The sequence below is a fragment of the Pseudomonas sp. TH43 genome (assembly GCF_016650635.1).
GTDB lineage: Bacteria > Pseudomonadota > Gammaproteobacteria > Pseudomonadales > Pseudomonadaceae > Aquipseudomonas.
In genome coordinates this window covers 1,352,610-1,365,439 of the sequence record NZ_JAEKFI010000001.1, presented here as the reverse complement: position 1 = coordinate 1,365,439, position 12,830 = coordinate 1,352,610, and the positions used below count along the sequence as shown (strand labels likewise).

General features: G+C 60.6%; 11 protein-coding genes. 4 read left to right on the top strand and 7 right to left on the bottom strand.

Annotated elements, in window-relative coordinates; all coding sequences use genetic code 11:
- The first annotated feature begins 11 nt into the window (after nucleotides 1-11).
- Complete coding sequence (locus JFT81_RS06075; RefSeq protein ID WP_201226513.1) at nucleotides 12-2,438, top strand: TonB-dependent receptor; 2,427 nt, start codon at nucleotides 12-14, stop codon at nucleotides 2,436-2,438.
- A gap of 85 nt (nucleotides 2,439-2,523) precedes the next feature.
- Here JFT81_RS06075 and JFT81_RS06070 read toward each other — a convergent pair whose 3' ends face one another.
- Entirely contained in the window at nucleotides 2,524-3,675 is a 1,152-nt protein-coding gene (locus tag JFT81_RS06070) for an MFS transporter (RefSeq protein WP_201226512.1), read from the bottom strand.
- 252 nt (nucleotides 3,676-3,927) lie between these two features.
- Here JFT81_RS06070 and JFT81_RS06065 point away from each other — a divergent pair, with 252 nt between their 5' ends.
- A complete protein-coding gene (locus tag JFT81_RS06065) occupies nucleotides 3,928-4,914 on the top strand; it encodes a diaminopimelate epimerase (protein WP_201226511.1) in 987 nt (328 codons plus the stop codon).
- Nucleotides 4,915-4,924: 10 nt separating this feature from the next.
- On the opposite strand, the gene JFT81_RS06060 is transcribed toward JFT81_RS06065, so the two are convergent.
- The 6 genes from JFT81_RS06060 to JFT81_RS06035 form a co-directional block, all read right to left on the bottom strand.
- Complete coding sequence (locus JFT81_RS06060) at nucleotides 4,925-6,550, bottom strand: glucan 1,4-alpha-maltotetraohydrolase domain-containing protein (protein WP_242485556.1); 1,626 nt, start codon at nucleotides 6,548-6,550, stop codon at nucleotides 4,925-4,927.
- A 123-nt stretch (nucleotides 6,551-6,673) separates the two neighbouring features.
- Nucleotides 6,674-7,909, bottom strand: a complete 1,236-nt coding sequence (gene codA / locus JFT81_RS06055; protein WP_201226510.1) for a cytosine deaminase — start codon at nucleotides 7,907-7,909, stop codon at nucleotides 6,674-6,676.
- Nucleotides 7,910-7,924: 15 nt separating this feature from the next.
- A complete protein-coding gene (codB, locus tag JFT81_RS06050; protein ID WP_201226509.1) occupies nucleotides 7,925-9,196 on the bottom strand; it encodes a cytosine permease in 1,272 nt (423 codons plus the stop codon).
- 231 nt (nucleotides 9,197-9,427) lie between these two features.
- Nucleotides 9,428-10,240, bottom strand: a complete 813-nt coding sequence (locus JFT81_RS06045) for an alpha/beta hydrolase (RefSeq protein WP_201226508.1) — start codon at nucleotides 10,238-10,240, stop codon at nucleotides 9,428-9,430.
- Nucleotides 10,241-10,441: 201 nt separating this feature from the next.
- Nucleotides 10,442-10,798 carry a 6-carboxytetrahydropterin synthase QueD gene (gene queD / locus JFT81_RS06040; RefSeq protein WP_201226507.1) on the bottom strand — a complete coding sequence of 119 codons (357 nt, stop codon included), beginning with the start codon at nucleotides 10,796-10,798 and terminating at the stop codon, nucleotides 10,442-10,444.
- Between the two features lie 85 nt (nucleotides 10,799-10,883).
- Nucleotides 10,884-11,963, bottom strand: coding sequence for a patatin-like phospholipase family protein (locus JFT81_RS06035; protein ID WP_201226506.1), 1,080 nt, complete (start codon nucleotides 11,961-11,963; stop codon nucleotides 10,884-10,886).
- A gap of 246 nt (nucleotides 11,964-12,209) precedes the next feature.
- On the opposite strand from JFT81_RS06035, the gene JFT81_RS06030 reads away from it, so the two are divergent.
- Both JFT81_RS06030 and JFT81_RS06025 read left to right on the top strand, forming a co-directional pair.
- Nucleotides 12,210-12,518, top strand: a complete 309-nt coding sequence (locus JFT81_RS06030; protein WP_201226505.1) for a PepSY domain-containing protein — start codon at nucleotides 12,210-12,212, stop codon at nucleotides 12,516-12,518.
- Nucleotides 12,518-12,829: a PepSY domain-containing protein gene (locus tag JFT81_RS06025; RefSeq protein WP_201226504.1), complete on the top strand. Its 312-nt coding sequence runs from the start codon at nucleotides 12,518-12,520 to the stop codon at nucleotides 12,827-12,829. The genes JFT81_RS06030 and JFT81_RS06025 overlap by 1 nt, the downstream gene beginning before the upstream one ends.
- Nucleotide 12,830: the final 1 nt, after the last annotated feature.

Genomic DNA, 12,830 nt, shown 5'->3' with positions numbered 1-12,830 from the left:
CTACGTTCGACGTGAAAAAAACCACTGCCAACAACAAAAAATCCCCTTGGTTGCCGCTGGCCCTCGCGCTGGCGGTCAATGCGGCGATGCCACTGGCATTTGCCGGCGAAGCGATTCATATCCGCGCCCAACCGCTGGGCCAGGCCTTGAGCGAACTGGGCCAGCAAACCTCACTGCAAGTGTTTTTCAGTCCCGATCTGGTCGCTGGCAAACAGGCCCCGGCGGTGGATGGCGACATTTCCCCGGAACAGGCGCTGCGCCAGTTGCTGCAAGGCAGCGGTCTCGATTATCAGATCAACGAAGGTTCGGTGACCCTGTCGCCCGCTGCCACTTCCGCGGCCACCAATGGCCCGCTGGAACTGGGCGTGACTGACATCAAAGTGGTCGGTGACTGGCTCGGTGATGCCAACGCCGCCGTGGTGCAAAACCACCCTGGCGCACGCACGGTGATCCGCCGCGAAGCGATGGTCGAGCAGGGCGCGATGAACGTCAGTGATGTGCTCAAACGTGTGCCGGGTGTGCAGGTGCAGGATTCCAACGGCACCGGCGGCAGCGACATTGCCCTGAACGTCGGCGTGCGCGGCCTGACCTCGCGGCTGTCGCCACGCTCCACGGTGTTGATAGACGGCGTGCCCGCCGCGTTCGCGCCGTACGGCCAGCCGCAACTGTCGATGGCACCGATTTCCTCGGGCAACCTCGACAGCATCGACGTCGTGCGCGGCGCCGGTTCCGTGCGTTATGGGCCGCAGAACGTCGGTGGCGTGATCAACTTTGTCACCCGCGCGATCCCGGAAAAAGCCACCGGTGAAATCGGCACTACGCTGGAAACCACCCGGTACGGTGGCTGGAAACACATCGACACGGCATTCCTCGGCGGCACCGCCGACAACGGCATGGGCGTGGCGCTGTTGTATTCCGGCGTCAACGGCAACGGCTACCGCGAGCGCAACAACGGCAACGACATCGACGATGTGCTGCTCAAGACCCACTGGGCGCCCACCGATCAGGACGATTTCAGCCTCAATTTTCACTACTACGACGCCAGTGCCGACATGCCCGGCGGCCTGACGCAGAAACAGTACGACGACAAACCTTACGACTCGGTGCGCGACTACGACAACTTCAGCGGTCGCCGCAAAGACGTGTCGTTCAAGTGGATTCGGCAGATCGACGAACGCACTCAGGCTGAAGTGCTGACCTACTACACCGACAGTTTCCGTGGCAGTACCATCGCCGCCCGCGATCAGAAAACCCTCAGCTCGTACCCGCGCTCCTATTACACGCTGGGCATCGAGCCACGGGTGTCGCGGGTGTTCGACGTCGGCCCAACCAGTCAGGAAGTCAGCGTCGGTTATCGCTATCTGAAAGAGGCGATGCACGAACAGTCGAGTCGTCTGGCGCTGGTCAACAACGAGCCAGTGGTCACCAAGACGTCCGACGGCCACGTGTTCCAGGATCGTACTGGCGGCACCGAGGCCAACTCGGTCTACGTCGACAACAAAATCGACGTCGGCAACTGGACTATCACGCCGGGCATTCGCTTCGAACACATCAGCACCGACTGGCATGACCGTGCCGTGCTAGACACCGCCGGCAAGCGCGTACCGGAGAAAAACCGCAGCATCGAGAGCAACGAACCGCTGCCGGCCCTGAGCGTGATGTATCACCTGTCGGACGCGTGGAAGCTGTTCGCCAACTACGAAACTTCGTTCGGCAGCCTGCAGTATTTCCAGCTCGGCCAGGGTGGTTCGGGTGACCAGACCGCCAACGGTCTGGAGCCGGAAAAAGCCAAGACCTATGAGATCGGTACGCGCTACAACGATGACGTGTGGGGCGGTGAGGTGACGCTGTTCTACATCGACTTCGATGACGAACTGCAATACATCAGCAACGATGTCGGCTGGACCAACCTTGGCGCGACCAAGCACCAGGGCCTTGAAGCGTCGGTGCATTACGACATGGCGGCGCTGGATCCGCGTCTTGAGGGGCTGACTGCCAACGCCGGTTTCACTTACACCCGCGCTACTTATGAAGGCGAGATTCCGGGCTTCAAGGGCCGTGATCTGCCGTTCTATTCGCGTCAGGTGGCGACCGTCGGTTTGCGTTACGACATCAACCGCTGGACTTACAACATCGATGGTTTCGCCCAGTCGAAACAGCGCTCGCCGGGCACCGGGGTAAACGCCGATGGCAGTTTCAACGGCAACTACATCACCGAAGGCACGGCGGATGGGCAGTACGGCGACATTCCGGGTTACGTGACCTGGAACGTACGTGGCGGTTATGACTTCGGGCCGCAGGTGTCGAACCTGAAGCTGGGCGCGGGGGTGAAGAATGTCTTCGACAAGCAGTACTTCACGCGTTCCAGCGATAACAATTCGGGGATGTACGTGGGTGCGCCGCGCACGTTCTTTGTGCAGGCCAGCGTCGGTTTCTGATAGACCGCATCAGCTTCTTCGCGAGCAGGCTCGCTCCCACATGGATCACTGAGCTCCTGTGGGAGCGAGCCTGCTCGCGAAGTTTTTAGACTTTAAGGACTTTCCCGCCAATCGCCACGGCGACCAGCAGCACCGCCATCAAGCCGAAGGCAAAACTCAAACTGCTGGCGTGCGCAACAAACCCGATCACCGCCGGCCCCGCCAGAATCCCTGCATAGCCCAGCGTGGTAATCGCCGGCACCGCGATGCTTTCCGGCATCACCGTCTGCTTGCCCACCGCCGTGTACAACACCGGCACGATGTTCGAGCAGCCAGCGCCGACCAGTGCATAACCGACCAGCGCCGCTTCCCAGCTCGGTGCGAACGTTGCCAGAAACAGACCCGCCGCCGCCAACAGTCCACCAAACAGAATGATCCGCGTGGCGCCGACGATCCGCACAATCCGGTCACCCATCAAGCGTCCCGCCGTCATGGTCAACGCGAACGCCGCGTAACCCAATCCCGCATACGCCGTGTCGATCCCGCGTTCCTGAGCGAGGAACACCGCACTCCAGTCCAGCGCCGCGCCTTCGGTGAGAAAGACGATAAAGCACATCCCGCCGATAAACAGCACGATGCCGTGGGGGATGGCGAATGCCGGGCCTGAGCTTTCACTGCCGTAAGGCAGCATGTGCGGCACGCATTTGAACAGCGCCGCGATCAGCACCACGACCACTACCAACATCGCCGCGAGCGGCGTCAAGCCAAGGCCGAGCAGGGCGCTGACACCCGCCGCGCCGACGATACCGCCCAGGCTGAACAAACCGTGAAACCCCGACATCATGTTCTTGCCGCTGGCCCGCTCGACGATCACCGCTTGCAGGTTCACCGTCGAATCCACCGTGCCGAGGCCAGCGCCGAACATGAACAATGTGGCGATCAGCGCCGGAATCGACGACACCGTCGCCAGCAACGGCAATGCTGCGCAGATCAGCAAGGTGCCGCCGGTGGCCACACGCCGACAGCCGAATTGCGTGGCGAGAATTCCCGCCAGCGGCATCGCCAGAATCGAACCGACCCCCAGGCACAACAGCAACAAACCGAGCGTGCCCTCATCGAGCCCGGCGCGCGCCTTGGCGTATGGCACCAGCGGCGCCCACGCGGCGATGCCGAGTCCGGCAATGAAGAAGGCGATGCGCGTGGACATCTGTTGCAGGCGTCCGGGGACAAAGGTGTCTTGGGCGTTGAGGCTGGTCATATCAATCCTTGGCAAAAAACTCGCGTCCCCGAAGGACAGTGATACGGCGTCGAGGTTCGATTACCGTTTATTCGAGAACGTGCAGCCGACATCCTACCTTCTTCCCCGTATCCCTGTAGGCGCTGCGGCACGCTGCGATCTTTTGATCTGTGTTTTTTATCAAGATCCGAATCAAAAGATCGCAGCGTGCCGCAGCTCCTACAGGGGATTGCGGTTTACAGTGGAATTCTTCGTTAGCAGGGATTAAAAGTGATGACGCAGTTTTATGATGCGCGGGGCAATATTTATGGTGTGGTTTCGCCGGAGGCACTGCGCGAAGCGGGCGTTGATTTACCTGCCAGCGCGTGCGCATGCGCATCGTCGCGCCAGACGTGGAGCGACGCGGCAATCAAACTGTGCTGTGACTGGCCCGCAGGCGAGCGGCCACCCAACAGCAAATCCCACCGCAGCGACGGCCTGCTGATCGGCCCGTTCCAGACCTCGCCGCCGTTCGATGTGCTGATCGTCAACACCGACGGCACGCTCGCGGAACGCAGTGGCAACGGTCTGACGATATTTTCTCAGGCGCTGACCGAGCAGGAGTTGATGCCGGAGGCGGGCGCATTGCTGCGCGTGCATCACGATAAGGGCGCAATGGTGGAAACTTCGGTGAAACCGGCTGAAGTCGACGGTATTCAAGGTTTCTGGCTTGACCTGGGTCAACCGCTATTCGGACCGGATTCGGTGGGCGCGCGGGCTGTTGAAAGCCTTCAGTTCAACGGTCGGGACGTGAGCCATGTCCAGCCCTTGGCGCAACTCGATCGTCACTGGACGCACAGCCAATTCGTACGCATCGGTAACCCACACTGCGTGACCCTGCTGACGGACGTCGCCGCGCTCCCGAGCAATCAGCAAATGTGCGAATCGCCATTGGCGCAAAACCTGACCCGTATAGCTTATGCCCCTCCGAGCGGGGCCGGTCAGCCGTGCCCGGCCGGGGTCAATCTGCAGTGGGCGGCGCTGGAGTCTGTCGATCGCATTCACGCTCGAGTGTTCGAGCGCGGCGAAGGGCCGACGGCATCTTCCGGCACCAGTGCCAGTGCCGTGGCGTGCGCGGCCTGGCGTGTTGGCTGGATCACTGGCGGAGAAGTTCACGTGGTGATGCCCGGCGGCACGGCGCCTGTCCTTCTATTGGCGCAAGCGGGCGAGTTGAATGGCGTACAACTGTTCGGTACGGCGCGACGGATAACGAACCGCTGATGAATCTCGATCAAAACCGCCCGACGGTGTCACTCGCCAATCCGCTGGTGAATGTGTTGTTCGGTCCCGATTGCCAGTAGATCGGCGAAGCGTTCTGCCCGCGTACTATGCACTTCCATTCGAGCTGCTGCCGTGCGGGGACTTCGATGCTCGTGCTCCAGCCGTTGTCGACGGAGTTCAGCGCAATACCGTGCTGCGGGTCCCACGCGCCAAACTCCAACGACGAGCCGACGGCATAGACCCCTTCGCCCGCTTGCGGTTTGGCGTTGTCGCAACGGATGCTGACCTTGACCGCCGCCGACTGCGCAGGCGTGCTCCAGATCCGGATGTCTCCGTTGTCCCAGTTCAGCACCGGAGCGCCCATGCCCTCGGGCAATTTTTGCAGGTCGGATTTGAGCGCGATCACCAATGATCCACGCGTGCCTGAGGTCGTAGCCACCAGCCCCGAATATTGACGATTGAAGAGGATCGGGGAGTCCGCCCTGATGCCGGCACTCTTGCGCAGTTTGATCAGTTGGCGGATGAGCTGATCGCGCTGCCAATCGTACATGTGCGGCCAGTACACCGTCGGTGTTCCTGGACTGCTGAGGATAAACGCGTAAGCCAGATTGACTTGCGCATCGGGTAGAGCCCAATGATGTTGGCCACCGTTGATGCCGGGCGAATAGCCGGTGTCATGATTGTCGACGAACGTTACCGCGATCTCGCGCCAGGCAGGATTCGGGTTGCCGTTCAAGCCTTCGCGCCATTCGGCGAGTGATCCATTTTGCATGCGTTCCTTCAGGGCAAAATCGAACACTGCGCAATGCGAGCGATCAGACCAGTCCTTGAGAACGTCCTGCCAACTGGCGCTGTGTCGCCAATCACCCTGAGGGTATTCGGCGGGGCCTTTCCAGTTTTCCCCGACGCAAAATTGCTGGTTGCCAAAGGCGTTCATCCAACGGTCTACCGTCTCTGGCGCGTAACCCCGAACGAAATCAAAGCGCAGCCCATGGGCGCCATAGTTATCGCGCAGATTGATAAATTCCTGTTTGAACGCATTGAATACTGTGGGATTCGCGGTATTCAGATCTGCCGCACCGTCCATGAACGCATCGCCCTCATCACATTGAAGACAGTCATGGCGCCATTCCTCGCTCCCTCGCGGGAAAAGCGAAGCGCTCGCCTTGCCATCATTCATGTGGTTAGGGACCACGTCGTACACGACTTTGACCCCGGCGGCGTTGAGTGCTGTTGCCGCCTGTTTCAGTTGCTGATCGCTGCCATAACGGTTGTTTTTGTCGAAGCTGCTCCAGAAGTAGCCTTCACCACCGCCGCTGCTCTGCGCGCTGCTCCAACTGGAGGTGTCGGTCCAGGCCGGTGGCAACCAGATGAGCGTGAACCCGTCGCTGCCGATCGTTTCAGCCTTTTGCAGAAGAACCGAATCCCACAGTATTGGATTGCGACTGGAGTTCCAGTGGAACCCTTGCAACATGATCTCTTCGCCGCTGCCATTGCGCACGGCAGCGTTTGCGCAAAACGTCACGGTGAAGGTCAGGCAAAGGAAAAGCAGCTTGAGCAATGAAATCACGTTCATGGTCGTCCTCTCCGGATCTATCGATCCCAAGAGGACACTGTGTATCTGTACGCGCAGCATGTCGCCTGTCAGATCTGACAGGGTTGCTCGACTATTTGGCGATAAGGTTCGCGCCAACCATACCCGTAATACGCTTGAATGCAGTTGATTCAGTCGACGTCACGCGACGGCGACTTGCTTGCTTCAAACGAACTCCACCGCTGGCATCGTCCGCTTCATTAGCACCTTGCCCCCACGAATCGAATACAGCGGCAAACCCTGACTGCGAATAACCTCGTAATCACTGTCCGCCGACAGAATCAGCAAATTCGCCGGCCGCCCCTGTTCGAGGCCATAACGCTCGCCCAGGTGCATGGCTTTGGCGCTGTTGTCGGTGACCAGATCCAGCGCACTTTGCAGGTTGCGATAACCGAGCATGTGGCAGATGTGCAGCCCGGCCTCAAGCACACGGAGGATGTTGCCGTTGCCCAGCGGATACCACGGGTCGACGATGGAATCCTGACCGAAACACACGTTCATGCCGGCTTCGAGCAACTCGTTCACGCGCGTTACGCCACGGCGTTTCGGGAAGTTGTCGAAGCGTCCTTGCAGGTGAATGCTTTCGGTCGGGCAGGAGACGAAGCTGATCTCGGAATGCCCGAGCAAACGAAACAGTTTCGCGCAGTAAGCGTTGTCGTAAGAACCCATCGCCGTGGTGTGGCTGGCGGTGACGAGGGCGCCCATGTCACGACTGCGTGCCTCTTCGGCGAGTACTTCGAGAAAACGTGAATGCGGGTCGTCGGTCTCGTCGCAATGTACATCGACCAGGCAACCGGTGCGCTCGGCCAGGTCCATCAGAAACTTCACTGAGCTGACGCCCTGATCGCGGGTGTACTCGAAATGCGGGATGCCGCCGACCACGTCCGCGCCCATGCGGATCGACTCTTCCATCAGCTCGCGACCGTTGCGAAACGACTCGATGCCTTCCTGCGGGAACGCGACGATTTGCAGGTCGATCAGGTGACGGCTTTCCTCGCGCACTTCGAGCATGGCTTTAAGCGCAGTGAGTTGCGGATCAGTGACGTCGACGTGGGTACGCACGTGCTGAATGCCGTGAGCGGCCAGGGTCTGAATGGTCTTCTTGGCGCGGGTCTTGGTGTCTTCTTCGGTGATGGTGACCTTGCGTTCACCCCAGCATTCGATGCCTTCGAACAGCGTGCCGCTCATGTTCCAGCGCGGCTCGCCGGCGGTGAGGGTGGCGTCGAGGTGGATGTGCGGTTCGACGAAGGGCGGCACCACCAGATTGCCGCCGGCGTCGAGGTCGTCGGGGCCCAGCGACGGCGCTTCAGTCTGGCGGGCGATGTTGCGGATCAGCCCGTTCTCCAGGTGCAATTCGTGCAAACCTTCCTGGTTGCGCAAGCGAGCGTTGATGATGTGCATCAGGCGAATCCTTTTTTATAAGTCTTGTAGTGGCGCGCTGGCGCTGCGGGCGCCGAGCAGACCGGTGACGATGACATACGTTAACGCGGCAGCGGCGATCCCCACCAGCGGCGCGACCCACGGCGAGCTGAACGCGGCGACGGTGCCGACCGCATAAGCCCCCAGGCCCGGCCAGTTGAACGCCGGCAGCCGTGCGTCGGCCAGACGCGGATAATGGCCGCGCCAGCGGTAGAAGAAGTCCGCCATGATCACCCCGCCAATCGGCGGAATCACCGTGCCAAGCAAAATCAGGTACGGCACCAACATGTCGTACATGCCGAGCAAGGCGAGCAGGGTGCCGATCACTGCACCGGCCAGTGTCACGGTCTTGCGACGACCGGTGCGCAGCAGGTTGCAACCGGCGACGGCGAAGTTGTAGATGGTGTTGTCCTGAGTGCTCCAGATGTTCAGCAACAGCATCGCCATCGCAGCCATGGCGAAGCCCTGCAACAGCAGCACTTCAACCACGTCCGGTTGTTGATAGACGATGGCGCCGTACGCACCGATCAGCACCATCAGGCCGTTGCCGATGAAGAAGCCGATCAGGCTGGCCAGCACCGCGACTTTTGCCGAACGGGAGAATCGCGTCCAGTTGGTCGCTTGCGTCGCGCCGCTGACGAAAGTGCCGAACACCAGCGTGATAGCGGTCGACCAGTCCATCGACGCCGTTGGCACCACGCCGAGCAAACCTTCGAAGCCACCGACCTTCACCGTCGCAACCCACATCGACAGCATTAGCAGCAGCATCATCGCCGGCACGGCGATGTACGACAGAATCTCCAGACCGCGATAACCGACGTACGCCGTGGCGCAAAACATCAGCCCGAACAACACCATCAGCCCGAGCACTGTGCCTTCATCCAGATCGAAGTATTTGCCGAGCACTACGGCTGCCGTCGCGGTACCCCAGGCGTACCAGCCGATCTGGGTGAAACCGAGGATCAGGTCACTGAGTTTGCTGCCGACTTCGCCAAAGCAGAAGCGGCCCATCAACACCGAGTTGAGTCCGCTCTTGAAAGCGATGTAACCCAGGGCCGCCGCATACAGACCCAGCAGCAAATTGCCGACGATGATCACCGCCATCATTTCGCCAAAATTGAACGCCACGCCAAGCTTGCCGCCGGCAAACATGGTTGCGGTGAAAAACGTGAAACCGAGCAGCACCATCGCCGTCGAGGCCAGGCCTTTGCGCGCGTGCATCGGGACTTCGCTGAGGGGGTAATCGTTGCCGGGATCGTTCTGCGTCATGGGGCGGTCCTTGCTGGAGTAGAGGAGACGCGGGGGAGGGTTGCAGTGGTCGTGCCAAATGCCGGATGACGCGGGTTATGTATAGACCAGTCGCGCCGATTGGCGCGAAAGCGGTGCACCTGAATGCACCCGAGCCCAATGTGGGAGCGAGCCTGCTCGCGAAGGCGGCGTCTCAGGCGACATATTCCGTTTTCGCGAGCAGGCTCGCTCCTGCAAGGGATGCGTGTTGGTTTAGAGAAAGCGCAGCAATGCAGCGACGATCGCTTCCGGGGCGTCTTCCTGGACGAGGTGGCCGGCATTGGGAATTGGGTGGAATTGTGATCCCGGGATCATCTGATGTAACGCACGGCCACGCTCGATGGGAATCCACAGATCCTCCTCACCCCAAAGAATCTGCACCGGACAGCGAATCATCGGGTACAGACCCTCGGCTTCACGGGTATAGCGCTCATCCATCTGCGCGATCTGCCGATAGAACGCCGCTTGCCCCGGATCGCCCAGCCACGGTTGCACGTACGGCGCCAGTTCCGCATCGGCAATATCCCGGTGAATCGCCCCGCGAATGTAGGTCGGCACGATGGCGCGCTGGATGTAGTCGGGCACGCCACTGAACGCCGCTTCGTGCTGGCGCATATGCTGCACGAACGGTGAGCCCCACGGCGTCAGCGCGACGGGGTCGATCAGCGTCAGGCTGCGGTAATCCTTGCCGTTGAGCAGGTGCGTGCGCAGGGCCGTGGCGCCGCCGAAATCGTGGGCCACCACGTCCGGGCGTTGCAGGTTCCAGTGATCGAGTAGCTGCGCCAACAGTTGGTTTTGCACGCCGAGAGAGACATCGGCGTCAGGCTGCCCGGAGCGCCCGTAGCCCAGCAGGTCGAAATAATGCACGCGGTGTGTGGCAAAAAAGTGCGGCGCGATTCGGTGCCACACGTACGACGAAAACGGCGTGCCATGCACGAAGACCAGCGGCGGGCCGTCGCCGCGTACGGCGTAACGCACCTGACGGCCCTTGAAGTCAAAGACTTGATCCAGCAGCCAGTCCGTCATGGACCTGTCCTCTTGGCGGGTTTGAGCCAAAAAGCATAGGCGTAAAAAAACAGCCGTGAAGGCTGTTCTCTGGCAAATCACTGTTTCCTTGTGGGAGCGAGCCTGCTCGCGAAGAGGGCGTCTCAGTCGATATCAATGTCGGCTGATAAACCGCTTTCGCGAGCAGGCTCGCTCCCACAGGGGAATTGGCGGTGTCTTGGGTTATTCGCCGCGATAGATGCAACCGCTGGTGCACGTCTCGTGAATACGGATCGCGCTCAGTTCCGGCAGCAGCGGCTTCATTTCATTCCAGATGAATTTCGCCAGCACTTCGCTGGTCGGGTTTTCCAGGCCGGGAATGTCGTTCAGGTAGTTGTGATCGAGGCGCTCGTACAGCGGCTTGAAAATCGCTTTGATTTCAGAGAAATCACGGATCCAGCCAGTGTGCGGGTCGAGGTCGCCGCTCAGGTGAAGCGCCACTTTGAACGTGTGACCGTGCAGACGCCCGCACTTGTGGCCGTCCGGGACGTGCGGCAGGCGGTGGGCGGATTCGAAAGTAAATTCCTTGAAGATTTCCACAGTATTTTCGGCTCTGTTCAGATGGCGTTCGCCGCAGCGATTCGGGCAGGCGGCGAGTTTACCAGCTTGTAATTGGCCGTGCTGACTAAAGGGTCAGCAAGCGCTCGGCGAGGCGACCATTGGCGGCCAGCTCCAGAAACTCGTCGCCCAGCCGGCGGCTCTCCTCCATCGCCGCATGCCAGTATTTCTGCCGGCTTGGCGCATCGCCCATAAAGCGTTTGAAGTCGTTACGATCGGGCAGTTTGCCGTAAGGCAGGCGCGCCAGATATTCCTTGGACGGTGCGAGCAGCAACACGTCTTGCAGGCGTTCGGTCGAGGCGCGGCGCCACGGCAGGGTCTTGTCGAACCAGCCTGGAATCACCCGATCGGTGAAGTGCGGATACAACACAATGCCGTCGCCGCTGTAGGGCAGGTCGAGGTGATAGTCGAGCAGGCCGCCGTCACGGAAGGTGCCGGCACCGGCGCCGGGCAGGTCACGTACGCCCTCCATGACCATCGGGATCGAACCCGAGGCCAGTAATGCCTGGCGCAGGTTGCCGGCGTTGAGGGCGACGAAACGCGACGGGAAATCGTTCAGCGCATTGACCGGCGGCGCGAGGCGCGGATCGTGGATGATCAACCGTTCGAAGTGTCGCGACAGCCGTGCGCGACCGCGCAGGTTGTCGGCAATCACCGAGCCCAGCGCCAGCCCGAGACGGCCGCGATGATCGTCGGCCAAGCGCCCCTGACTTTTCACCACCATGATGTTCAAGCGGTAATCGGCGTTATTGAGGATGCTTTCGTCACGGCCGTCGAGCAGATCATTGAGCATGCGCTGCGAGCTCTGACTGATCTCGGCCATGGTCACGCCTTTGTTGAAATTCTGTTCGGCGTAGAGCTCGCCGAGGCGGCGAATACCTGCGGCGGCATCAGGCAGGCAGGCGCTGGCGAAGCGCCAGGAGCCCACCGATGCACCGATCAGCGAACGCTCGCGCGGCGCCGCCGGGAGCCATTCGCCGAACAACGCCAGGTCCAGTCCCTGAATCCCCAATGCCTTCGGCCCACCGGCCGCGCCGGGCAGCGTGCCGACATCAGCGGCGTTCAGGCCTTGGGCGCGAATCCGCGCCATGGCCCGTGGGCCGGCCTTGAGAGTGAGGGCGGGAAACTTGATGTGGATGGCGGTCATACCGGTCTCGATCGTTAGCAAGCGAACAATTATAAGCACATGTTGCAAAATTTGTAGGAGCAGAGCTTGCTCGCGAAGGCGGTGTGTCATTGAGTGACGATGTGTCTGACCCACCGCCTTCGCGAGCAAGCTCTGCTCCTGCAAGGGGATTGGTGTGGACTGAGCATGATGGCAATTCAGTTTCAGTTAAGTTCAAATCGCTAAGGTGCCGGCCGTAAGCAACACATAAAAAATACGGAGACACCCATGAAAACCCTGACTGCCCTGTCACTCGCCTCGATCATCGGCCTCACCGCCAGCCTCGCTCACGCTCGCGATCTGGGCCCCGATGAAGCGCTGCGCCTGCGCGACGCTGGTACTATCGTCTCCTTCGAGAAGCTCAACGCCACCGCGTTGGCCAAACATCCGGGTTCGACGATCACCGACACCGAGCTGGAAGAGCAGTACGGCAAGTACATCTACCAAATCGAAATGCGTGATCCGCAGGGGCAGGAATGGGATCTGGAATTAGACGCGGTGACTGGGCAGGTTCTCAAGGATCATCAGGATACGTAATGAAGGTTAATGTTCGCGCCACTCGCCGCACGGCGTTGGCGCTGGTGATGTTTTGCTCGACGGCGATGGCCCGCGACCTCGGTCCGGACGAAGCGCTGAATCTGCGCAAGCAGGGCGTGATCCTGCCGCTGGAGCAAGTGCTGCAGCAGGCGATGGATCGTTATCCCGGCGCGAAACTGCTTGAGGTCGAGCTGGAAGAAAAGCACGACGTCTACATATATGAAATCGAGTTGCTGACTGCCGAGGGCGTGGCCCGCGAGCTGCATCTGAAGGCCGATACCGGCGAACTTGTGAAAGACAAGGAAGATTGAC

What these genes read in the sequence shown, in the direction of transcription:
- JFT81_RS06070 (WP_201226512.1), bottom strand. Translation starts at nt 3,675, where the DNA reads ATGACCAGCCTCAACGCCCAAGACACCTTTGTCCCCGGACGCCTGCAA.
- JFT81_RS06065 (WP_201226511.1), top strand. Translation starts at nt 3,928, where the DNA reads ATGACGCAGTTTTATGATGCGCGGGGCAATATTTATGGTGTGGTTTCG.
- JFT81_RS06060 (WP_242485556.1), bottom strand. Translation starts at nt 6,550, where the DNA reads ATGCTGCGCGTACAGATACACAGTGTCCTCTTGGGATCGATAGATCCG.
- codA (WP_201226510.1), bottom strand. Translation starts at nt 7,909, where the DNA reads ATGCACATCATCAACGCTCGCTTGCGCAACCAGGAAGGTTTGCACGAA.
- codB (WP_201226509.1), bottom strand. Translation starts at nt 9,196, where the DNA reads ATGACGCAGAACGATCCCGGCAACGATTACCCCCTCAGCGAAGTCCCG.
- JFT81_RS06045 (WP_201226508.1), bottom strand. Translation starts at nt 10,240, where the DNA reads ATGACGGACTGGCTGCTGGATCAAGTCTTTGACTTCAAGGGCCGTCAG.
- JFT81_RS06035 (WP_201226506.1), bottom strand. Translation starts at nt 11,963, where the DNA reads ATGACCGCCATCCACATCAAGTTTCCCGCCCTCACTCTCAAGGCCGGC.
- JFT81_RS06030 (WP_201226505.1), top strand. Translation starts at nt 12,210, where the DNA reads ATGAAAACCCTGACTGCCCTGTCACTCGCCTCGATCATCGGCCTCACC.
- JFT81_RS06025 (WP_201226504.1), top strand. Translation starts at nt 12,518, where the DNA reads ATGAAGGTTAATGTTCGCGCCACTCGCCGCACGGCGTTGGCGCTGGTG.